General features: G+C 72.8%; 17 protein-coding genes and 2 pseudogenes. 7 read left to right on the top strand and 12 right to left on the bottom strand.

Annotated elements, in window-relative coordinates:
* Positions 1–109: 109 nt before the first annotated feature.
* Positions 110–991 (top strand): annotated as a pseudogene (locus AB0Q99_RS29290) (SpoIIE family protein phosphatase); the annotation flags it as partial.
* Positions 992–1310: 319 nt separating this feature from the next.
* Here the strand turns inward: AB0Q99_RS29290 and AB0Q99_RS29295 are convergent.
* From AB0Q99_RS29295 to AB0Q99_RS29315, 5 genes are all read right to left on the bottom strand, one after another.
* Positions 1311–2234 (bottom strand): carbohydrate ABC transporter permease, encoded by a 924-nt coding sequence (locus tag AB0Q99_RS29295; protein ID WP_363576585.1) that lies wholly within the window; start codon positions 2232–2234, stop codon positions 1311–1313.
* On the bottom strand, positions 2231–3544 hold the full coding sequence (locus tag AB0Q99_RS29300) for a sugar ABC transporter permease (protein ID WP_363576586.1): 1314 nt from the start codon (positions 3542–3544) through the stop codon (positions 2231–2233). The genes AB0Q99_RS29295 and AB0Q99_RS29300 overlap by 4 nt, the downstream gene beginning before the upstream one ends.
* Before the next feature lie 6 nt (positions 3545–3550).
* A complete protein-coding gene (locus AB0Q99_RS29305; protein WP_363576587.1) occupies positions 3551–4879 on the bottom strand; it encodes an extracellular solute-binding protein in 1329 nt (442 codons plus the stop codon).
* A gap of 59 nt (positions 4880–4938) precedes the next feature.
* Complete coding sequence (locus tag AB0Q99_RS29310; RefSeq protein ID WP_363576588.1) at positions 4939–6654, bottom strand: alpha-amylase family glycosyl hydrolase; 1716 nt, start codon at positions 6652–6654, stop codon at positions 4939–4941.
* 227 nt (positions 6655–6881) lie between these two features.
* Entirely contained in the window at positions 6882–8186 is a 1305-nt protein-coding gene (locus tag AB0Q99_RS29315) for an ABC transporter substrate-binding protein (protein WP_363576589.1), read from the bottom strand.
* 144 nt (positions 8187–8330) lie between these two features.
* Between AB0Q99_RS29315 and AB0Q99_RS29320 the strand changes: the two genes are divergently transcribed.
* Genes AB0Q99_RS29320 through AB0Q99_RS29330 form a run of 3 tightly spaced genes read left to right on the top strand, consistent with a single transcriptional unit; the run spans position 8331 to position 11993 of the window.
* Complete coding sequence (locus tag AB0Q99_RS29320) at positions 8331–8834, top strand: PadR family transcriptional regulator (protein ID WP_363576590.1); 504 nt, start codon at positions 8331–8333, stop codon at positions 8832–8834.
* A gap of 44 nt (positions 8835–8878) precedes the next feature.
* Positions 8879–9622 carry an ABC transporter ATP-binding protein gene (locus tag AB0Q99_RS29325; RefSeq protein ID WP_363576641.1) on the top strand — a complete coding sequence of 248 codons (744 nt, stop codon included), beginning with the start codon at positions 8879–8881 and terminating at the stop codon, positions 9620–9622.
* Positions 9623–9626: 4 nt separating this feature from the next.
* The gene (locus tag AB0Q99_RS29330; RefSeq protein WP_363576591.1) at positions 9627–11993 is read left to right on the top strand and encodes an FtsX-like permease family protein; all 2367 of its coding nucleotides are present in this window, start codon (positions 9627–9629) and stop codon (positions 11991–11993) included.
* A 36-nt stretch (positions 11994–12029) separates the two neighbouring features.
* Here the strand turns inward: AB0Q99_RS29330 and AB0Q99_RS29335 are convergent, their stop codons facing one another.
* Entirely contained in the window at positions 12030–12623 is a 594-nt protein-coding gene (locus AB0Q99_RS29335) for a TetR/AcrR family transcriptional regulator (protein WP_363576592.1), read from the bottom strand.
* Between the two features lie 166 nt (positions 12624–12789).
* Here AB0Q99_RS29335 and AB0Q99_RS29340 point away from each other — a divergent pair, with 166 nt between their 5' ends.
* Complete coding sequence (locus AB0Q99_RS29340; RefSeq protein WP_363576593.1) at positions 12790–13737, top strand: chlorophyllase; 948 nt, start codon at positions 12790–12792, stop codon at positions 13735–13737.
* Positions 13738–13879: 142 nt separating this feature from the next.
* Here AB0Q99_RS29340 and AB0Q99_RS29345 read toward each other — a convergent pair.
* The 4 genes and pseudogenes from AB0Q99_RS29345 to AB0Q99_RS29360 all read right to left on the bottom strand — a co-directional run.
* Positions 13880–13987, bottom strand: a pseudogene (locus tag AB0Q99_RS29345) (family 1 glycosylhydrolase); the annotation flags it as partial.
* A 64-nt stretch (positions 13988–14051) separates the two neighbouring features.
* Positions 14052–15026, bottom strand: a complete 975-nt coding sequence (locus AB0Q99_RS29350) for a DJ-1/PfpI family protein (protein WP_363576594.1) — start codon at positions 15024–15026, stop codon at positions 14052–14054.
* Positions 15023–15607, bottom strand: a complete 585-nt coding sequence (locus AB0Q99_RS29355; RefSeq protein WP_363576595.1) for an isochorismatase family protein — start codon at positions 15605–15607, stop codon at positions 15023–15025. Before AB0Q99_RS29355 ends, AB0Q99_RS29350 begins: the two co-directional genes overlap by 4 nt.
* A 288-nt stretch (positions 15608–15895) precedes the next feature.
* Positions 15896–16069 carry a hypothetical protein gene (locus tag AB0Q99_RS29360; RefSeq protein WP_363576596.1) on the bottom strand — a complete coding sequence of 58 codons (174 nt, stop codon included), beginning with the start codon at positions 16067–16069 and terminating at the stop codon, positions 15896–15898.
* A gap of 62 nt (positions 16070–16131) precedes the next feature.
* Between AB0Q99_RS29360 and AB0Q99_RS29365 the strand changes: the two genes are divergently transcribed.
* Complete coding sequence (locus AB0Q99_RS29365) at positions 16132–18258, top strand: SpoIIE family protein phosphatase (RefSeq protein WP_363576597.1); 2127 nt, start codon at positions 16132–16134, stop codon at positions 18256–18258.
* An 88-nt stretch (positions 18259–18346) separates the two neighbouring features.
* On the opposite strand, the gene AB0Q99_RS29370 is transcribed toward AB0Q99_RS29365, so the two are convergent.
* Positions 18347–18937, bottom strand: a complete 591-nt coding sequence (locus tag AB0Q99_RS29370; protein WP_363576598.1) for a DinB family protein — start codon at positions 18935–18937, stop codon at positions 18347–18349.
* A gap of 306 nt (positions 18938–19243) precedes the next feature.
* Here AB0Q99_RS29370 and AB0Q99_RS29375 point away from each other — a divergent pair, with 306 nt between their 5' ends.
* Entirely contained in the window at positions 19244–19825 is a 582-nt protein-coding gene (locus AB0Q99_RS29375) for a DinB family protein (protein WP_363576599.1), read from the top strand.
* Positions 19826–20546: 721 nt separating this feature from the next.
* On the opposite strand, the gene AB0Q99_RS29380 is transcribed toward AB0Q99_RS29375, so the two are convergent.
* Positions 20547–21902: a GH1 family beta-glucosidase gene (locus AB0Q99_RS29380; RefSeq protein WP_363576600.1), complete on the bottom strand. Its 1356-nt coding sequence runs from the start codon at positions 21900–21902 to the stop codon at positions 20547–20549.
* Positions 21903–21947 lie beyond the last annotated feature (45 nt).

Here is a 21947-nt window from a genome sequence, read left to right on the forward strand (position 1 = left end):
GGCGCGGCGGCCCTGGTGGTCCTCGGCCAGGTGCTGCAACTGCCGTTCGGCGCCGGGGTGCGCCGATACCGGTATCGGCCCCGGCGAAGACCCCGGGGAAGCCGTGGGAGCCTGGGCCTACCTGCCGCTCATCGCCTCCAACCGCCCCGTCGGCGCCTGCCTCCTCGGATTCGACGACGTCCACCACCTCACCACCAAGGACCGCGGCATCCTCACCGCGCTCAGCGGTCTGATCGCCCAGGCACTGGAGCGCGCCCGTCTCTACGACGCGAAGAACGCCCTCGCCCACGGCCTGCAGACCACTCTCCTGCCGCACCGCCTGCCCGTCCTGCCGGGCATCCGCACGGCCGGCCGGTACCTGCCCGGCACCAGCGGGATGGACATCGGCGGCGACTGGTACGACGTGATCCCCACCGGGGACGGCGTGGCCCTGGTCGTCGGCGACGTCGAGGGCCACAACATCGCGGCAGCCGGCACCATGGGCCAACTGCGCAGCGCCGTCCGCGCCTTCGCCACGGCCGGCCACTCCGCCGAGGCCGTCCTGACCGGCACGAACCGGCTGCTGGCCGACCTCGACCCCGGACTGCTCGCCAGCTGCTGCTACATCCGCGTCGAACCGGGCAGCGACCGCGCCTACGCCGTCCGGGCCGGGCACTGCCCGCCGCTGCTGCGCCGCCCCGACGGCAGCACCGAGGTCCTGGAAGTGGCCGGCGGCCCGCTCCTCGGCGTCGTCGCCACCAGCAGCTATCCCGAGACCCGGCTGGACCTTCCCCCGGGATCGATCCTCGCCCTCTACACCGACGGCCTCGTCGAGGAGCGCGGCCGCGACATCGATCTGGGCATCGACGAACTCCGCGCCGCCCTGGCCCACGCCCGCGCCACAGACCTCGACGAACTCGCCGACCAACTCCTGCGCAAGGCCCGCCACTCCCCCCACCGCTCCGACGACATCGCCCTCCTCCTCACCGGCTACCACCCCACCCAGGCCTGACCCCCGGCCGCCCGGCACTGCTTCTGCCAAGAGTCCGGGCGGAAGCCGAATCCTTCTTCCTCGCCGGTGGCTCTTGTGGGCGAACGGCGGTGAGGGCGTGTCGGAGGAGGTGGCGGTGGCCGCCGCCGTCCGCGCTCCGCACGTTCCGCGCCGCTGTCCCGCTATCGATCGAACACCGAGAGGCCTCTCATGATCCTTCCCTCCCCCTCCTCTGCGTCCCGCGGGGTGCCGCTGGTGCACGGCGCGTGGCACACCGGTCGCGCGTGGGACGGCGTCGCGGCCGGGCTGCGGGCGCGTGGTGTCGCCGCCCCCGCCGGTGTCACTTCACGGATCCGGCCATCGCGCCCTGGATGAAGAACCGCTGGAAGCAGAGGAACACCACCACCGGGACCAGCAGGGACAGGAACGCGCCGGGGGCGAGGATGTCCATGTTGCTGCCGAACTGCCGCATCTGGGACTGCAGGTAGACCGTCAGCGGCTGCGAGTCGTTGCCGGCGAAGATCAGTGCGACCAGCATGTCGTTCCAGACCCAGAGGAACTGGAAGATGCACAGCGAGGCGACGGCCGGCGCGGCGAGCGGCAGGGCGAGGGTGCGGAAGATCCGCCATTCCCCGCAGCCGTCCATCCGCGCCGCCTCCAGGAGTTCGGCGGGGATCTCCAGGAAGTGGTTGCGCATCAGGAACACGGCGAACGGGAGCCCGTAGCCGACGTGGAACAGCACGACGCCGGGGATGGTGCCGAACAGCCCGACGGCGCCCTCCAGTTTGGCGACCGGGATGAGCCCGACCTGGACCGGGACGACCAGCAGCCCGACCACGCCGAGGAAGACGGCGTCCCGGCCGGGGAAGCGCATCCAGGCGAAGGCGTAGCCGGCGCCCGCGGCGAGAGCGACGGTCAGCAGGGTCGCCGGGACGCTGATGAGCACGGTGTTCCACAACGCCTTGGGGACGTCGCCGCCGCCGAGCAGCGCGGTGTAGTTCCGCAGGGTGAGCTGGGCGGGCTCGGTCAGTGCCGTCCACCAGCCTCCGGTGGCGGCGACCTGTTTCGGGCGCAGCGAGGAGACCAGCAGGCCGACGGTGGGCACCAGCCAGGCGACGGCGGCCACGGTCAGCACGGCCTGGACGAGGCCGCTGCGGGTAAGGGCGGCGAGCCGGGTCGTCAGCGGCAGGGCGGGCCGGCCGGCCGGCGCCGGTGCGGGCCCGGTGGTGGTGGCGGCGGACGGGGCCGCCTGGGTGGTGGTCATGCGCGGCTCCCTCGGAAGCGTCGGACGTTGAGGAGCATCACCGGCACGACCAGGAGCAGCAGCAGGACGCTGAGGGCGCTGCCGAGGCCCTGGTCGTTGCCGCCGCCGAAGGAGACCAGGTAGAGCCGGAGCGCGAGCACGCTCGCGTCCTGCTGCACCGGTCCGGGCGCGATGATGTACACCAGGTCGAAGATCTTCATCACGTTGATGACCATGGTGATGAACACGACGCCGAGGACCGGGGCGAGTTGGGGCACGGTGATGCGGCGGAAGATCTGCCATTCGCCGGCGCCGTCGATCCTGGCCGCCTCGATGGTCTCGCGGGGCAGGTTGGCGAGGCCGCCGGCGATGATGACCATGGCGAAGCCGGCCCAGATCCAGATGTAGGCGCCGATGATGGCCGGGGTGATGAACGCCGGGCCGAGCCAGTCGACGCCGCGGTAGGGGGCGGCGAAGTTCGCGGCCGGCATCACCACCGAGGTGCTGGCGGACGGGGCCGCGCCGAACCGGAAGGTGCCGTCGGCGGCGGTGGTGGTGGTGTCGACCGTCCGTCCGCCGTCCCGGAGTTGGACGGTGACGCCGGGCAGGCCCTTCTTCCCGGCGTCCAGTCGGCCTGCCTGGCCGCCGCCGCCCGGGACGAAGTCCAGGAACACCGTGCCGCTGACCCCGTCGCCGCCGGCCGGTTCCTGGGCCGTGCGGGCGGTGGCCGGGAGCGAGCCGGGCTGCACGCCGACCAGCGGCAGCAGCACGACGCGCGTGCCGGCGGGCGCCGTGACGTCGCCGCCCCGGGTCTGGTCGAGGCCGCCGCCGGGGCGCGGGTGGGCGCCCGGGTAGGTCGGCCGGTCGTCGAAGGTGTCGTGGACGGCGACCGCGGCGGCGTTGAGCACGCCGCGCTGCGGGTCCGCGTCGTACACCGTGCGGAAGATGATCCCGGCGGCGAGGAAGGAGATCGCCATCGGCATGAAGACGAGCAGCTTGAACGCGGTGGCCCAGCGGATCTTCTCGGTGAGCACCGCGAACACCAGGCCGACGGCGGTCACCAGGGCCGGGGCGACGGCGACCCAGATCGCGTTGTTGCGCACGGCGGTGAGGGTGGCGTGGTCGGTGAAGGCGGTGCCGTAGTTGTCGAGTCCGACGAAGCGGTGGCCGGAGGCGTCGAAGAGGCTCCGGGCCACCGAGTAGCCGATGGGGTAGACGACGAGGGCGCCGAGCAGCAGCAGGGCGGGCAGGACGAACAGCAGGGCGAGGCCCCGGTGGCGCCGGAGGGCGCCACCGGATGCCCGGCCCCTGCGAGGTGAGCGCAGAGACATGGTGGATCAGCCCTTGTAGGCCTTGGCGGCGTCGGCTTCGAGCCTGGCCGCGGCGCCCTGGACGTCGGAGGGGTCGGCGAGGAAGTCCTGGAGGTCCTTCCACTCGCCCTGGCCCGCGGTGCCGCCGAACGCGGCGGGGGCCTGGTCCGACATGTCGAAGCGGAAGGCGTCCCCGGCGTCGATCACCGACTTGGCGAACTGCCGGGTGGTGTCGTCGGGGTAGACCGAGGGGTCGACGGCCTTGTTGGGCGAGATGAAGCCGCCGGCCTTGGCCCAGACGGTCGCCGCCTCGGGGCCGGCCAGGAACTCGACGAACTTCTGTGCGGCCTCGGGGTGCTTGGCGCCCTTGAGGACGACCGCCGCGTCGCCCGCGCCCATCACCGGGGCCTTGCCGCCGTCCACGGCGGGGAACGGGAACACCTTGGCGTCGGTGCCGACCTGCTTCTTCAGCTCGGAGGCGATGACACCGCCGACGAAGTCGCCCTCGTGGGTCATGGCGGCCTTGGGCTGTGCGCCGAAGACCTGCTGGACGGAGGTCGGGAAGTCGGTCTGCAGGGCGCCCTGCCCGCCGCCGGCGACGAGCTGCTTGTCGCCGAAGACCTTGCCGAGGGTGGTCAGGGCCTTGAGGACGGACGGGTCGGTCCACGGGATCTCGTGCCGGGTGAGCTTGTCGTAGAGTTCCGGTCCGGCCTGGGAGAGGTAGACGTTCTCGAACCAGTCGGTGAGGGGCCAGCCGGCCTGGCCGCCGACCGAGAAGGCCGGGGTCCCGGAGTCGGAGAGCGTCCGGCCGACCTTCAGCAGGTCGTCGAAGGTGGCCGGGGGCTGGACGCCGGCGTTCTGGAAGGCGGCGGGGCTGTACCAGACGGTCGACTTGTCGGCGGCCTTGAAGTAGAGGCCGTACTGGGTGCCGTCGACGGTGCCGAGGCCGGACCAGATGCCGGCGTAGTTCTTCTTCGCGGCATCGGTGACGGCGGGCGCCAGCGGCGCCAGCCAGCCCTTCGCGGCGAACTGCTTGATCACGCCGGGCTGGGCGACCATGACCACGTCCATCGGGTCGCCGCCCTCGATCTTGCTGCCGACCACGGTGGAGAGGTTGTCACCGGTGGAGGTGTAGCTGACGGTGGCACCGGTCTTCGCGGTGAAGGCGTCCAGCACCTTCTTGAAGTTCTCCTGCTCGGTGCCGCTCCACACGGCGGCGACGGTCAGGGTCTGTCCCTTGAGTTCCTGGGTGGCGGAGTCGGCGGCGGTGCCGCCTCCCCCGCTGCCGCAGGCGGTCGCGGTGGCGGCCAGCACGACGGAGGCGGCCAGGGTGGGGAGAGCGCTACGGAGTCTCATCGTCGAGTCTTCTTCCGTGAGGCGGGTGGGGGTTTCGGGCTTCGGGAGGTGATGGGTGGTCAGAGACCGCTGACAGCACCGGGGTTGATCCACCAGGCGGCGGTGCCGGGCGGCAGCAGGCCGTCCTCGCACGGACCGCTGGCCAGCAGGGGCGGACCGGCGACCGGGGCCGGCGCGGGGGTGTCACCGAAGTTGACGGCGCACACCAGGCCCTCGCCGCGGACGAAGGCGAGGACCCCGGGCGGGGTCTCCAGCCAGCGCAGCGTGCCCTCGCCGAGCTGCGGCAGTTCACGGCGTAGCTGGAGGGCGGTGCGGTACAGGTGGAACACGGATCCGGCGTCGGCCCGCTGCCGCTCGGCCGTGTGGGCGGCGAACGCGGCCGGCTGCGGCAGCCACGGCGCGGCCGGGCTGTCCGGCGGGCTGAAGCCGAACGGGGCCTCGGCGCCCGACCAGGGCAGCGGTATCCGGCAGCCGTCGCGGATCCCGGTGCGGCTGCCGGTGCGGTGGAAGATCGGGTCGGTGATCGACTCGTCCGGCAGGTCGAGGACTTCGGGCAGTCCGAACTCCTCGCCCTGGTAGAGGTAGGCGGCTCCGGGCAGGGCCAGCATCAGCAGGGCGGCGGCCTTGGCCCGGGCGGGGCCGGAAGCGGGGTCCTCCCCCGCGAACCGGCTCACCGTGCGGACCTGGTCGTGGTTGTTGAGCACCCAGGTGACCGTCGAGCCGGTGGCGGTGATGTCCCGCACGGCGTCGTCGATGACCCGGTGGAAGTGCGCGAGGTCCCACGGCGCGTGCAGCAGGTGGAAGAAGAAGGCCTGGTGCAGTTCGTCGGGCCGCACGTACAGCGCCTGTTCGGCCGGCGTGGGCACGGACGCCTCGCCGACCAGCAGCCGCTGCCGGCCGTCGCGGACGGTGTACTCCTCGCAGATCGCGCGCCACCGGCGCCAGACCTCGTGCACCTCCGGCTGGTTCCAGGCCAGCGGGTTCACCGAGTCGCGGGTGCGCTCGTCCACGTCCGGGTCGGGCGAGTCCGGCAGCTCGGGGTGCTTGTACAGCCCGGCCGCCACGTCGATCCGGAAGCCGTCGACGCCGCGGTCGAGCCAGAACCGCAGCACCTCCTCGAAGTGGGCGGCGACGTCGGGGTTGCGCCAGTTGAAGTCGGGCTGCTCCGGGGTGAACAGGTGGAGGTACCACTGGCCGGCCCGGCCGTCGGCCTCGGTGGCCCTGGTCCATGCCGGGCCGCCGAACATGGCCCGCCAGTTGTTGGGTGGCAGCTCCCCGGCCTCGCCGCGCCCGTCGGCGAAGTGGAACCGCGCCCGCTCGGGGCTGCCGGGGCCGTTGGCCAGCGCCTTCTGGAACCACGGGTGCTCACGTGAGCAGTGGTTGGGGACGACGTCCAGGACCAGCTTGAGGCCGAGCAGTCGGCAGTCGGTCACCAATCGGTCGAACTCGGCGAGGTCTCCGTAGACCGGGTCGACGGCGCAGTGGTCGGCGATGTCGTAGCCGTGGTCGTACTGGGGTGAGACGTAGAACGGGTTGAGCCAGACGCCGTCGGCGCCCAGCTGCCGCACGTGGTGCAGCTGTTCCCGGACGCCGGCGAGGTCGCCGACGCCGTCGCCGTCGGTGTCGCGGAAGCTGCGCACGTAGATCTGGTAGATCACGGCGTCGCGCCACCAGGCAGGGGCGGCCGGGGTGGTGGGGGCGGTGGTGGTGGGGGCGTGCGGGCGAGCGCGCGGCAGGGTGACCGCGTCGCCGCCGGGGAGGGTGGGGTTGGGCATCTCGCTACTCCAACGGTTATGCATTCGCGTTAGGTATAGCAGGCAGATGCGGGTGCTGTTAAGCCCTTGTGTAGTGGGGTTTCCCAGGAGTTACGAGCCGGGATGCCCGGTCAGGGATAGATACGCGTTAGGTACTCGCGGGTAGCGGCCTCGCGGGTAGCCTTCTCGCGGGCACAGGCCTCGCGAGGCCGGGGCCGAACGCCCAGGCCGTCGTCGGCGTCGGCGACTCAGCCGACGATGGCGCGCAGGTCCGCGGCCAGCCGGGGCAGCGCCGCCCCGGCGGTCCGGCGGCCCGACACGACCTCGAACGCCGTCTCGCTGAACGCGAGGCTCAGCTGCTGGTACTGCGGCACGCCGGGGCGCGCCCCGGCCGCCAGGATCGCCGTGCGCAGCACGGGCAGGTACGGGAACCGGGCCGTCAGGTCCGGATCCGCGTAGAGGTCGGCCCGGACCGGCGGCAGCCCGCCCTCGGTCAGCACGCGGTACTGCGCCGGGCGGCTCGTCAGATAGCCGATCAGCGCCCGGGCGGTGCGCCGGCGCCGGGAGAACCGGCTGACCGCCAGGCCCGAGCCGCCCAGCACACCGCTGCCGGGCCCGTTCGGGCCGGGCAGCGGCACCACGCCGAACCGCCCCTCCACGGGGGACCCTGCGGCGCCGACCGCGTGGTAGACGTACGGCCAGTTCCGCAGGAAGAGCAGGCCGCCCCGGCCGAAGGCCGCGCGGGACTCCTCCTCCTGGTAGCCGAGCACCTCGGGCGGGATCCAGCCGTCGCGCACGCCCCCGGCCAGGAACTCCAGTCCGGCCCGGGCCTGCGGGCTGTCGACGACCACGGTTCCGTCGCCGGCCAGCAGGTCCCCGCCGGCCGAGCGGATGGCCTCCAGCGCGTTGACGGCGAGTCCCTCGTAAGGGCTCAGCTGGCCCGCGTACCCGGACAGCCCGTGCGCGGGGGCCAGCGTCCGTGCCTGCCGGACCAGTTCGGCCCAGGTGGTGGGCGGCTGCTCACCGGCGGCGGCCAGCACGTCGCTGCGGTAGTACAGCAGGGCGGCGTTGGCGACGAACGGCACCGCGTACAGCCGCCCGTCGTAGCGTCCGGTCCGCACGACCGGGGGCAGGAAGCCGTCCAGGGCGAAGTCCGACTCGTCCAGCGGCACGGTCCAGCGCTTGGCCGCGAACTCGGCCGTCCACACCACGTCGAGGTTGAGCACGTCGAAGCGGCTTCCGCCGGCCGACAGCTCGCCGGCGAGCTGGGCGTGCACCTCGTCCGCCGCCTCGGGCAGCTCGACCAGCTCGGCGGGCTGGTCCGGGTGCTCGGCGTTCCAGTCGGCCAGCAGCCCGCGCAGGTAGCGGGTGGTGTCCCGGCCGGTGGCCAGCGTGACCGGTCCGACGCCGTCCGGGTCGCCCGCCGGCGCGTCGCCGGCCAGGCCGTACCACGCCGAGGCACCCCCGGCCGCGAGCGCCGCCGCCCCTCCCACCAGCGCGCGCACCACACGCCGACGGCCCGCGTCGGGCCCGGTGGGCGGCCGGTCGTCCATGGAGCTCCTTCGGTCCGCCGGCACGGGTGGGCACCGACGCACGTCCCTTTATACGGCCTCCCTGCTGGTGGGGGCCGGTCTGCCCGTACTGTGTGACCGAGGTGTGACCAGCGAACAGGGACGAGAAGGAAGAGGTGACGCCCGGTGCGCCATCAGCTGCTGGCGCTGCTGGCCCGGCAGCCCGCCTACGGGTACGAGCTCAAGCAGGGGCTTGAGCAGACCTTCGGCGCGGCGTACCCTCAGCCGAACATCGGCCAGATCTACGTGACCCTGAGCCGACTGGAGAAGTCCGGACTGATCCGCGGCACCGAGGTGGCGCAGGAAGGCAGGCCGGACAAGAAGGTCTACGAGATCACGGAGAAGGGCACCGAGGAACTCTCCGGCTGGTTCGGGGCGCCCACCGAGGGCCCCCGGGTCAGGGACGAGTTCTTCATGAAGCTGATCCTGGCCGAAGGCACCGACCTCACCGACCGGCTGACGCTGATCAACAACCAGCGCCGGCACTGCATCAACACGATGCGCGGACTCAACAAGCTGGCCGCCACCGAGCGCGGCAACCCGACCTCGCTGCTGTTGATCGAGGGCGCGGTCCTGCACCTGCAGGCCGACCTCGACTGGCTGGAGCGTTGCCAGGAGGAGCTCACGTGACCGGCCCGGAGCCGACCCCGTCGCCGATACCGTCGATACCGCCGATGCCGCCGTTGCTGACGGCCGACTCCGTGGTGCGCTCGCACCTGAGCGGCTCGACCCTGATCCCGGCGGTCCGCGGCATCAGCCTGCGGATCGACCGGGCCGAGTTCGTCGCCGTCACCGGCCCCTCGGGCGCCGGCAAGTCCACCCTGCTGCACCTCCTCGCCGGCCTGCTGCGGCCCGACGAGGGCGAGCTGTGGCTCGACGGCCGCCGGGTGGACCGCCTGCGGGAGTCCGCCTGGGCCCGCCTGCGCCGTCGGCACTACGGCATCGTCTTCCAGAGCGGCAACCTGCTCCCCGACTTCTCCGTCGCCGACAACATCGAACTGACCGCGGTGCTCGCGGGCATGTCCGGCCGCACCGCCCGCGAACGCCGCCAGGAACTCCTCGACGACCTCGGCCTCGCCCACAAGGCCACCGCCGGGCCCGGCGAGCTCTCCGGCGGTGAGCGCCAGCGCGTCGCCCTGGCCCGCGCGCTGGTCAACCGGCCGCAACTGCTCCTCGCCGACGAGCCCACCGGCAACCTCGACAGCCGCAGCACCCGGGACGTCCTCGCCCTGCTCAGCCGCTACCACGAACAGGGCACCACCATCGTGCTGGTCACCCACGACGCCAGGGCGGCGAGCACCGCCGACCGCGTCGTCAGCCTCTTCGACGGCCGGATCGCCGACGACGCCCGGGTGGAGGAGCCCCCGGCCGGGCGGCGCGCCGTCGGGGTCGGCGACATCATCGATTTCGGCGGGTGAGCCGGTGCCCGCCGTCCTCCGCTGGATCCGTGCCGACCTGCGCTCGCACCGCCTCCACGCCCTGCTGATCGTCCTCGCCACCGGCGGCACCGCCGCCGCCCTCCTGCTCGCCGGCACGCTGCTCGGCGCCGCCGCCGACCCGTGGCAGCGACAGTTCCGTGCCGCCGGATCGCCCGACGTCCGGATCGACCTGCGCCCGTCCGCGACCGCCCGGGGCAGCGCCGACGAACCCTCGGCCGCCGTGCTCGCCGGCGAACCCGGCGTGCTCGCCGTCTCACCGCCCCAGCACACCGCCGAGACCACCCTGGTCGGCCGACGCGCCGACGGCGCCACCACCGCGGGCCCGCCCGGCCGCACCACGCTCGTCCTGCGCGGCGACACCCCGGGCGCGGCCCGGCCGCTGCTGCGCTCCGGCACCTGGCTCGATCCGGACGACGTCCACGGCATCGTGCTGGAACGGTCCGCGGCCGACGCCGCCTGGGCGCACCCCGGGGACCACCTGACCGTCCTCGACGCCCACGGCGGCCCCGTCGACCTCCGGGTCCTCGGCATCGCGGACAGCCCCGACCAGCTGCCCAGCCAGGCCGCCGGCTACGACCTCGGCTGGGCCCCGCCCGCCACCCTCGACCTCGTCCAGCCGGACCGGGCGACCCAAGGGCTCACCCTCGGCCTGCGGCTGGCCCACCCCTCCGACGCCGGGTACACGGCCCAGCGGGTGGTCAGCGTCCTCGGCGCCGAGCGGGTCTCCCGGATCTCCACCTGGCTGGACGCACGGGCCGCACGGCAGCAGGACGACCGGCTGGCCGGCCTGCTACTGGGCCTCAGCGGACTCGCCGCCCTGCTCGCCGCCGCCCTCGCGGTGGCCGGCGCGGCCGGCGGGCGGATCCGGGCCCGGACCGGCGACATCGCCCTGCTCAAGGCGCTCGGCTTCACCGCCGGCCAGGTCGCCTGGATGTTCATCGCCGAACAGCTCCTGCTGGCCGGCACCGGAGTGCTGCTCGGCGCCGGCGGGGCCGCGATCGCCGTCCACACCGTGCCCGCCCTCGGCGGCGGAACCGACGCGCTCCACGGGCTCGTCCCCGGCGGCACGGCGACCACCGCGGCCGTGGTCGCCGTCGCGCTCCTCGCCGTCGGGGCCGCCGCCACACTGCCCGCCCTGCGGGCCGCCCGGGTCGCCCCCGTGCCCCCGACCGACGGCACCCGGCCACCCGTCATGACGGCCCGGCCGGTCCGGCTCGGCCCACTGCGCCGGCTGCCGCCGGCCCTCGTGTTCGGGCTCGGCAGCGTCCTGCGCCGGCGCTCGGACCTGGTCGGCAGCGCCCTGCGGCTGGCCGTCCCGGTCGTCGCCGCCACCCTGGCCCTGAGCACCTGGACGACCCTCGACGCCGTCACCCGGCCCGACGGCGGCGCCACCGTCCCGTCCGTCACCGCCCGCCGCACCACCCCCGATCGGACGCCCGGCGACGGGCAGCTCGCCGGCGCCCTGGCCGCCGACCCCGCCGTGCGGGGCGTCTACCCCGGCACCGAGATGCAGGCCCTCGCACCCGGCCAGTCCGCGACGCTCACCCTCCGCGCCGTCGGCACCACCGACGCCCCGTACCCGTACACCGTCGTCGAGGGCCGGGCGATCCGCGCCACCGACGAGGCCGTCGCCGGACAGGGCGCCCTCGACCTGCTCGGCGCCCGGGTCGGCCAGTGGGTGCGGCTCACCACCGGGAGCACCCCGCGCATCCTGCACATCGTCGGACGCGATCTCGAACCGGAACACGGCGGCCGCGTCCTGTCCACCGGCTTCGACACCCTCGACCGGCCCGGCGACCCCACCCACCCCGACTTCTGGCAGCTGACGCTGCGCCCCGGCCAGGACCCGGCCGCCGTCCAACGCGACCTCCCCGCCCGGGCCGGCCTCGCCGGCCAGACCGAGATCCGCCTCCCCACCGGCCCGGTCACCCGGCCCGGCGCCCTGCGGGCCAGCGTGGTCGGCCTCCTGCTCCTGCTCGCCCTCATCGGCCTGGTCGACCTGCTCACCACGGCCACCGCCGGCTTCCACGAACGCCGCCGGGACCTCGGCCTGCTCCGGGCGATCGGCCTCACCCCGGGCCAGTCCGCCGTCGTGCTCGCCGTCCGCGGGACAGCCATCGCCCTCGTCACCGTCGCCGTCGGCGCGGCCGTCGCCATCCCGCTCGTCCGCCGGCTCATCGACCGCCAGGGCGAGCTGAGCGGCATCGGCGCGGGCATCGCCCGCGCCCCCTCCGCCTGGACCGTCCTCACCATGGCCGCCCTCTGCGCCACGGCCGCCGCCGCCCTCTGCGCCCTCCCGGTGTTGCGCGTCCCCCCGCCCACCCGCCCCCCGGACGCCGCCGACCGGTAGAGCGGCACCCGTCGCGGCCCCGCCCGAGTCGCCCGGTCACTCCGACGGGGGGCGCCGCAGTCCGCACAGGAGCAATTCGATCAGGCGCCGGGGATCGTACTGCGGGTCTGCGCCTCCGATGCACAGGTTGCCGATGCCGCGCATCAGTTCGTAGGGCTGGATGCCCGCCCTGATCTCATCGGCCTCGACCGCGGCATCGAGCAGCCGCGCGCAGACCGGCAGCAGACGGTCGAGGAAGTAGCCGTGCAGCGCCGCGAAGCCGCTGCTGTCCGACTGCATCGCGTCGGCCAGTCCGTGCTTGGTGACCAGGAAGTCGACGAAGAGGTCGATCCACTGGCACAGTGCGGTGAACGGTGAGTCGGCGCCGGCCAGCAGCTCCGGCCCCGCCTCCGCGCACTCCTCGATCTGGTGGCGGTAGACGGCCGTGACGAGATCGGCCCGGGTCGGGAAGTGCCGGTAGATCGTTCCCGTCCCCACACCCGCCTTGGCCGCGATCCGGCGGATCGGCGCATCGACGCCGGAGGCCACGAACACCTCGGCGGCGGCCGCGAGCAGCGCCTGCTGATTGCGCAGCGCATCGGCCCGCTTGCTCCGGACCGACGCCCTCCCCGTGGGGCTCTCACTGGACACGACTCTCCCTCCGACACCCGTTGACAAAACGGAACGATGTTCCGGATAGTAAGCGGGACAGCGTTCCGCTTCAGGTTAGCCGAAGCGGGGCGTAGCTGCCCCTTGCCCGCCGCCACCCGCCCGGGGTCGGCCGCGGCACCCACCGCAGTAAGGAGAACCGCTCATCATGAGCACATCCGCCCTCACCGCACCTGTCCCCGTCCTGTCCTACAGCCCGGTGGTCCTGCCCGTGCCCGGACGTCCCGTGGACCTCCAGGTACGCGTCACCGCTCCCGCGTCCGGAACCGGCCTTCCCGTCATCCTGCTCTCCCACGGTCACGGCCCCTCGAACAACCTCTCCTCACTGAACGGCTACGCGCCGCTCGCCGACTCCTGGGCGGCACGGGGATTCGTCGTCCTCCAGCCCACCCACCTCACCTCCCGGACGCTGAGCCACCTGGTCGCCGACGCTCCCGGCGCACCGGCCTTCTGGCGCTCCCGCGCCGAGGACATGAGCCACATCCTCGACCGGCTCGACGTGATCGAGCGCACCGTGCCGCAGCTCGCGGGACGGATCGACCACACCAAGGTCGCCCTCGCCGGACACTCGCTCGGCGGCTTCACCGCCGCCCTCCTGTTGGGCGCCGGACTCGACGACCCCGACACCGGGAAGGTGGTGCACCTGGTCGAGCCGCGGATCAAGGCGGGCGTCCTGCTCGCCGCGCCCGGCAGGGGTGGCGACGTCCTCAACGGGCCCATGGCCGAGCAGTGGCCGATCATCGGAGCCGTCGACTTCTCCACCATGACCGCTCCCGCCCTGGTCGTCGCAGGCGACAAGGACGACTCCCGACACTTCACCGACATGGGTCCGGACTGGCACGCCGACCCCTACACCCTCGCCCCCGGCCCCAAGTCCCTGCTCACCCTGTTCGGAGCGGAACACGGACTCGGCGGGATCGCCGGATACGACGCCGCCGAAACCACCGACGAGAACCCCGAACGGGTCGCCGCCATCGGGCGACTCACCGCCGCCTACCTCCGCAGTCGGTTCCACCCCGGCGACACGGCCTGGCAGGCCGCATGCGACGCGCTGCGAACCGACCCCGCCCCGATCGGACGAGTCGAAGCCAAGTAGACCGCCCGGACACACGGCATCGGGGTCCCCCCGGGCGAGGACGACCCCGCACGGACGGCCCCCTGTCCAGGCCGATCACATACGGGCCTTTGCCCCTTCGTCGGACTCGACTATCAATCGCACCGGGAACGGTGAGTCGCGATCAGGTCGCGATCAGGTCGCGGTACCAGGCGCACGCGGCCCTCGGGGTGCGCTGTTGGGTCTCGAAGTCGACGTGGACGAGGCCGAAGCGCTGGTGGTAGCCCTCGGCCTGCCGAACAGGCCGTCATGGCGGCAAGACCTTGACCGAAAGTCATTGACTCTCATCAAGTCAACTATCCGACAGAGGAGTTGACGAGCTCTGCCCGCTCGTCCACGTCGCGGACGGATCCGGCGCGGACGGATCCGGCGCGGGCACGCAGGCGGCGGAGCATCCGGGCGTCCTGGAAACCGGCCGCGCGGGCGGCGGCCTCCGCGGTCGCGCCGTGCGCGATCAGGTGCTCGGCCCGCTCGACCCGCAGTTCCTGCTGGTAGCGCAGCGGGGTGAGTCCGGTGGCCTCGGTGAAGTGGCGGGTGAGGGTGCGCTCGCTGACGCCCGCCTCCCCCGCGAGGTCGGCCAGGCTGAGCCGGGTGGCGAAGCGGGCGTCGATCAGGTCCTGGACCCGGTGGACGGCGTCGACCAGGTGGGCGCGGTGCCGGAGCATCGCGCTGACCTGCCGCTCGTCGCCGTTGCGCCGGGCGTAGACGACCATCTCCCGGGCGATCCGGGCGGCCGCCGCCGGCCCGTGCCGGTTCGCGACCAGGTGCAGGGCCAGGTCGATGCCGCTCGCGATGCCGGCCGAGGTGACCACCCGGTCGTCCACCACGTACAGCACGTCGCGCACCACGACCGTCCTCGGGTAGCGGCGGGCCAGTTCGTCCTGGAGGTCGTGGTGCGTGGTGCAGCGGCGCCCGTCCAGCAGCCCGGCCCGGCCGAGCGCGTCCGCGCCCGCGCAGACGCTGGCGACCGTACCGCCGGCCGCGTGGTGGGCGGCCAGCCGCTCCAGCGTCGCCGGGGCGAGGTCCCCGTGTGACCGCAGCGTCGACGCCCGCCAACCGGGGACCACGAGCAGGTCGTCCGGCGTGAGCCGCGGCCACTCGGTGGAAGCCCGCAACGTGAGCCCCTGCGCGGTCGGCACGTCCTCCTGCTCGGCCACGTGGTCGACGGTGTAGTCGAGACCGTGGCCGGCCGCCGTCGAGAACACCTGGGCGGGCCCGGCCAGGTCCAGCAGGTGCACCTGCGGGACCAGCAGGAAGACGACGCGGGTCACGATCCGGTCAGCTCCTTCACGGTGGTGACGGTGGCGAAACGACCCGCCAGAGCGTACTCGGTGCGGGCGATGACCTCGTCCGTGGAGAGCGTGCGCGGGTCGGCGAGGATCTCGTCGAGGCTGCGCCCGGCGGGCGCGTCGCGGTGCTCGATCGGGTGGGTGGCGGTCGCGTCGACCACGAACGTGACGTCGTGGCCGAGGTCGGCCGCCACCCGGGTGGTGGTCTCGCAGCACTGCTCGGTGCGGATGCCGCTGACCACCAGTGCGCGGATCCCGCGCTGGGTGAGCAACTGCTGCAGGTTGGTGGTGGTGAACGCGTTGTGCGAGGTCTTGGTGACGACGGGCTCGCCCTCCACCGGCACCAGCCCGTCCATCAGGCGGACGTGGCCGAGGGCGGGGTCGAACACCGTCCCCGTGCCGGGCTCGGCGTGCAGGACCCAGACGACGAGGTCGCCCCGGGCCCGGGCGTGCTCGACGAGCCGGTTCACCTGCCCGACGATCCCGGGGTTGGAGACGGCCGCCCAGTTCTCGCGCTGCCGGAAGGATTCCTGGACGTCGATGACGAGGAGTGCGTTGGTCATGCCCCGATCCTCGCCGCTGCCGGGTGCCCGCGCGAAGGCCCCATCGGGCCCGGATGCGGAACGATCCGGTCAGCACGGGTCTCCTTGACCTCGCGGGCGTAGAAGGAGGTGTCGAGGTCCGCGCCCGTTGCGGCCCCCGGAGCCTGTCGGATCGGATGACGTCGGCCGCCGCGAAGATCACCCGCCCGGCGGTACCGCGCGCCGAGATCAGCGGCGCCCGCAGCGCGACGAGCAGCAACCCGAAGCCGAGCGTCATCACCACGCCGATGACCAGCGAGGTCCTCTCTGTCAGCAGGCGCAGCCGTCCGCGGCGCTCTGGACGGGCATCACGCCCGCGATGCCGGGCGTGGCCGCGACCTGCGCCGCGACATCCGCGGCCGAACCGGCGGGAGTGAGGATCTGCAGGGTGCCGGCCGCCTCCGGGAGACCGGACGACGCGCGGCCCCGCCCGGGCGAGGCCATGATGGGAGAGCCAGACCTCGTACGAGCCACCGACGAGAACAGAACCGAACCCAGGCTTTCCCATGACGGATCCAGGTGAGCGCGCGAATACGGAGTTGCCCGGCCCCGACGGCGTCGACCGGGCCGTGATGAACGCGCTGCTCACCGAGTCGCCGGTCGGGCTGTACATCGTCGACACCGACCTGCGGCTGATCCGGTTCAACACCGCCTCGGCGGGTGTGCGCGGGGTACGGGGCGAGGAGGTCATCGGCCGGCCACTGCACGAGTTGGCGCCGCTCCTGGTCAACGACGCGAACGAGCGAATTCTCCGGAAGGTCGCCGAAACCGGGGAACCGGTCATCGACCTGGTGCAGCGCGGCTCCCCGCCGTCCGATCCGGAGCGGGAGCACGTCTACTCCGTCTCCGCGCTGCAACTCGTGGGCAGCGACGACCAGCAGGTCATCGGCGTGGCCACGATCGTCATCGACGTCACCGAACGCTACCGGGCCCGGGACCGGCTGGAGCTGCTCGCCCGCTCCAGCGCTCTCATCGGCACGTCCCTGGACGTGACGCGGACGGCGGAGGAACTGACCGAGGTGGCGGTCCCGCAGCTGGCCGACGCGGTGGCGATCGACATCCTCGACCCGGTGTTCCAGGGCTATGCGCTCGCCCCCGGGCCGGTCGGCGACGACGCCACCCTGCGCCGCACCGCATTCCGTTCGGAGCCCGAAGGCCGTCTGCAGCCGGCCTTCCCGGTCGGGACCGTCAACGTGATCTCACCGCCCACTCCCTTCAGCCAGTGCCTGTCCGACCTGCGCCCCCGCCTCGTCCGGGACGTCGAGGCGGCCGAGGACTGGCTGATGCGCGAGCCGCTCAGGGCGGAGCGCATCCGGGCGGCCCACGTGGACTCCCTGGTGGTGGCGCCGCTGGCCGCCCGCGGGGTGATCCTCGGTGTGGCCTCGTTCTACCGCTGGCGCAGGCCCGAGTTCGACGAGGACGATGTGACCACCGCCGCGGAGCTCGCCGCCAGGACCGCCGTCTGTGTGGACAACGCCCGGCGGTACACCCGGGAGTCGCGGGCCGCACGGGCCCTCCAGCACAGTCTGCTTCCCACTCGGCTGCCCGACCAGAACGCCGTCGAGGTGTCCTACTGCCATGTGCCCGCAGCCGAGGCCGCCGGCTGGTACGACGTCATCCCGCTCCCGGGAGCGCGGGTGGCGCTGGTGGTGGGCACCGTCGGCAGGGACGGCCTCCGGGCGGCGGCCGCGGCCGGCCGGCTGCGGGCCGCCGTCCACACGCTCGCCGCGCTCGACCTGCCGCCCGACGAACTGCTCGCCCACCTGGACGACCTGATGGTCCGTCTCGGCGGGGCGCCGGAGGAGCTCTCCGACGAGGGCACGCCCGTGCGCGGGCCCTCCGGCGCCACCTGCGTCTACGCCGTCTACGACGCCACCAGCGGTGCGTGCGTCTTCGCCCGGGCGGCGCACCCGGCGCCGGAGATCGTCCATCCCGATGGCACCGTCGCGGCCTTCCGCGTCCCGGACGGGCCACGCCTGGGCCTCAACAGGGCGCCTTTCGAGAGCTGCCGCCTGCACCTCCCTGCCGGGAGCCTGCTGGCCTTCTACACGCCCGAGCTGCTGCGGTGCCTGCACGGCCGCCCCCGCCGCGGCCTCCAACGCCTTCGGCGTCAACTCGCCCACCCCGAGCGGTCCGTGCAGGACACGTGCGACGCGACCATCTACTCACTGGTCCAGGAGCGACCGCGCAAGGACGTCGTCCTGCTGACCGCACGAACCCGGCTCCTCAACGGCGACCGAATCGCGTCCTGGACCTTCCCCGACGATCCCGCCATGGTCGCCACCGCCCGCCGCCTGGCCTCCAGCCAACTGGTCACCTGGGGCCTGGAGGAACTCGACTCCACCACTCTGCTCCTGGTCAGCGAGCTGGTCACCAACGCGATCCGGTACGCCGGCGGGAAGGTCCAGCTGCGCCTGATCCACGACATGACGCTCACCTGTGAGGTCTCCGACAGCAGCAGCGCGGCACCGCACGTCCGACATCCCCGGGCGAGCGACGAGGGCGGGCGCGGTCTGCTCCTCGTCGCTCAGCTGGCCGATCGCTGGGGAACACGGCAGACGGCGGACGGCAAGATCATCTGGGCCGAACAGGCCCTTCCGGTGCCCGATGCGGCCCCACTCCCATCCCCCTGAGCTGCCGTCCGGTCGGCGGCGACACCTCGATGCCGACCGGACGGGTCGCGGCACCAGGCGTGCATGGTCAATCGATCGGCACTTGCTGTCAGCCGACGCTCGGGGACGCGGGTTCCCACGGCTGGACCCATGGGTCAGGCCACGCCTCGGCCGCGGCGAGCAGCGGGTCAAAGGTTGCACCGTCAATGCTCTCGCGGATGACGTCAGCGTGACCGCCGTGCCGTGCCGTCTCCTCGATCAAGTGCAGCAGGACCCAGCGGATCGACCATTCCTCGACCTCTGCGGGAACCCAGGGAGCCCCCTGAGGCACCGGAACAGCCTGCCCGAGGTCCGGAATACTGGTGATCACCGCATCGGTCCGCTCGGCCGCCTCTGCATACGCGGCCAGAACCCCGGCCAGTGTCTCGTCCGAGGCGAGCTTAAATTCGTCCACGTCCGACTCGTCCACCTCTGGCCGCGTCCCACGCTGCCGCTGAAGGATGAGGTCGGTCCAGAAGCCCTCGCACCGTGCGGCGTGCTTGATCAGCCCGCCGATGCTCAGCTCGCTGGCAGAGGCCGCCATACGGGCCTGCTCCTCGGTCAGACCGTGAGCGGTGACCCGCAGCGCGCGCCGCTGGTGGGCCAGGTAGGCGGTCAGCGCCGTGCGCTCATCGGCGACGGGCGGGACGACTCTCGGCATGGCTGGACCCTCTCGCGATGCAAACCCTTGCAGCAAGTTTCAGTCGGACTCTACTGCCACTTCCCAGCCGACGTACACCAGGCCGATCAACCTGACCCCAACCTCCAGCACCGGGCCTGCGGGCCACGGCGCCTGCGGGCGACGCGACCGAGCCGGAAGCCACCAACGACCACGCGCGTGACGCCGACATGGCGAGGCGGGACACGATGCGCACGGCCACAGCGCGTCCAAATCTTGCGCAAGGACCTGAAATTCTTTTCACCGGAGGGTTGACCAGCCCTTTCTCCAGGAGAGAGGGTCAGCCCCATGCCCGCACACGTACCGCCGATCGCCGACGAGCGCGAAGGCCTGCTCGCCTACCTCACCCAGCAGCGCCAGGCTCTGCGCGCCACCACCCATGGACTGACGGACGATCAGGCAAGGATGACGCCCACCGCCAGTGAACTGAGCATCGGCGGCCTCATCAAGCACGCCGCACGGTGCGAGGCCGGCTGGACCGACCTGATCCTCCAGCGGCAGCGCGGCCAACAGCGAACGGCCGACGATGGCGACTCCGCCGAATTCGTGCTCACCGTGGAGGAAACGCTCGCAGATGTGCTGGACCAGTACGAGGCCGCGGCCCGGGAGACGGACGCAGTGATCGCCGGAATCGCCGATCTCGGCCAGGCCGTGCCCGTCCCACAGGGACTGCCCTGGTTCCCCGCCGACGTGAAGAACTGGTCCGTCCGCTGGGTGCTGCTGCACCTCATCGAGGAGACCTCCCGACACGGCGGTCACGCCGACATCATCCGCGAAACCATCGACGGCGCCACGCTGTTCCCCCTGCTGGCCGCCGCCGAACAGTGGCCCGACCCGTGGTTCCAACCCTGGCAGGCCCCGACCGACTGAACAGCGGAAGGGCGACCCGGCCGGCCACCACAGCGCCGCGCAGTCGGACAGGCAGCGCTGGGGTGGCCCGGCACGACAGCCCACACTCCCCGCCGTCCCCCGCGCCCACCGCGGCACTCCGTCCCCGCCGACCACGTGCGGAGCCCGACCGGCCCCTCCCCCTGCAGGACGACACAAAACAGTTCCGCGAGGGGGTGTCCGGATCATGACGCGCAGGTCGCGCGGGATCTGAGGTCCGGCACCGCTTCCACCGGTCGGGCGGGACGGCGGCGGAGAGGAACAGGTGACCGGGAAGGGCCACGCCACGAGGCCGCTACCTCGAACGGCCTGGCTGGAACCCCGATCAGGGCACCCGTCTCAGCATCTCGGGCTGCCTGGGCAGCCACTCCAACAGGCTGTGGACGGTGCCCCGAATCCAAGCCCTTGCGGCCAGACGTTCCTACCGGCCTGCCCTTCGGTTCCTCCGCAGGGCAGGCCATCCGCTCTACTTGCCGGGCAGGCCGGAGGTCACGTTGCCAGTGGGCAGACCGGTGGCGGGCTGGTAGGAGAAGGAGTTGGTGGCCAGCCCCGCGCCACCGTTCCAGATCTCGAACCCTGTCTGCACGGAGCAGAGTTGACCGGTGGCGGGGACGTAGCCGCGGACCAAAGGCCTTGACCGTAAGTCACCAGATACCTCAAGTCGGCTACCTGGCAGCGGAGTCGCGAGACCCGATCGGCCCGCCTACCGCGCGAACCGCTCACGATGGGCGGCGATGAGGTCGCGGTACCAGGCATAGGAGGTCCTCGGGGTGCGCTTCTGGGTCTCGAAGTCGACGTGGACCAGGCCGAAGCGCTGGTGGTAGCCCTCCGCCCACTCGAAGTTGTCGATCAAGGACCAGGTGTAGTAGCCGCGGACGTCCACGCCCTGGGCGACCGCCTCGGCCAGGGCGTCGAGGTGGCTCGCCATGTAGTCGATCCGAAACCGGTCGTCGACGGTGCCATCGGGTGCGACCCGGTCCTCCACCGAGCAACCGTTCTCGGTGATGGTGATCGGCGGCAGTGCGTCGCCGTACCGCTCCCGCAGGCCGAGGAGTAGTTCGCGCAGGCTGTCCGGCACGACCGGCCAACCGAAGGCGGTTCGCGGCACATCCGCGATCTCGGCCTCGGCGAAAGGGAGTTCGGGGCCGGTGGGGGCGGCGATCCGGGTCGGGTTGTAGAAATTGAGGCCGAGCCCGTCCAGGCCCGGAGCGGAGATCAGCTTCAGGTCGCCCGGGCGAACGCTGCCGCCGAGGTCCTCGGGGACGCCGAAGGCGCTCAGGTCCGGGTAGCGGCCGAGCAGCAGCGGGTCGGTGAACAACCGGTTGTGCAGAGCGTCGTACGCGGCGGCGGCCGCCACATCTGCGGGGTCATCGCTGGCCGGCCAGACCGGGGTGAGGTTGTTGGCGATCAGCACCTGGTGGCCGCGCTCACGCAGCACGGCGGCCGCCAGGCCGTGGCCGAGGAGCTGGTGGTGCGCGACGGGCAGGGCGTCGAGCATCAGCGTGCGGCCGGGGGCGTGGGTGCCGAGCGCGTAGCCGAACACCATGTGGACGAAGGGCTCGTTGAGCGTGATCCAGGCGGGGACGCGGTCACCGAGCCGGTCCACGATGCGCTCGGTGTACTCGGCGAAGCGGTACGCGGTGTCCCGGGCCAGCCAGCCGCCGCCGTCCTCCAGGGCCTGCGGCAGGTCCCAGTGAAAGAGCGTGGGCAGCGGCGCGATGCCGGCCGCGAGCAGGGCGTCCACCAGCCGGTCGTAGAACGCGAGCCCGGCCGGGTTCGCCGGGCCGGCGCCGGTCGGCTGGATCCTGGGCCAGGCAATGGAGAACCGGTAGCCGTCCAGACCGAGTTCGCGCATCAGAGCGATGTCCTCGGTATAGCGGTGGTAGTGGTCGCACGCAGTGCGCCCGGTGTGGCCGTCACGGACGGCACCCGGACGGGCGGCGAACACGTCCCACACGGAGGGCCCCCGCCCGTCCTCGTCCACCGCGCCCTCGATCTGGTAGGCCGCGGTGGAAGCGCCCCAGCGGAAATCCGCAGGCAGGTCGAATCGAGTCGGCACCGTCAAGCCCTTCTCTTCTAATATGAGTCCAGCTCATGTTAGATA

The sequence above is a fragment of the Kitasatospora sp. NPDC086791 genome, from assembly GCF_040685975.1.
In the GTDB taxonomy this organism is placed as follows: Bacteria; Actinomycetota; Actinomycetes; order Streptomycetales; family Streptomycetaceae; genus Kitasatospora.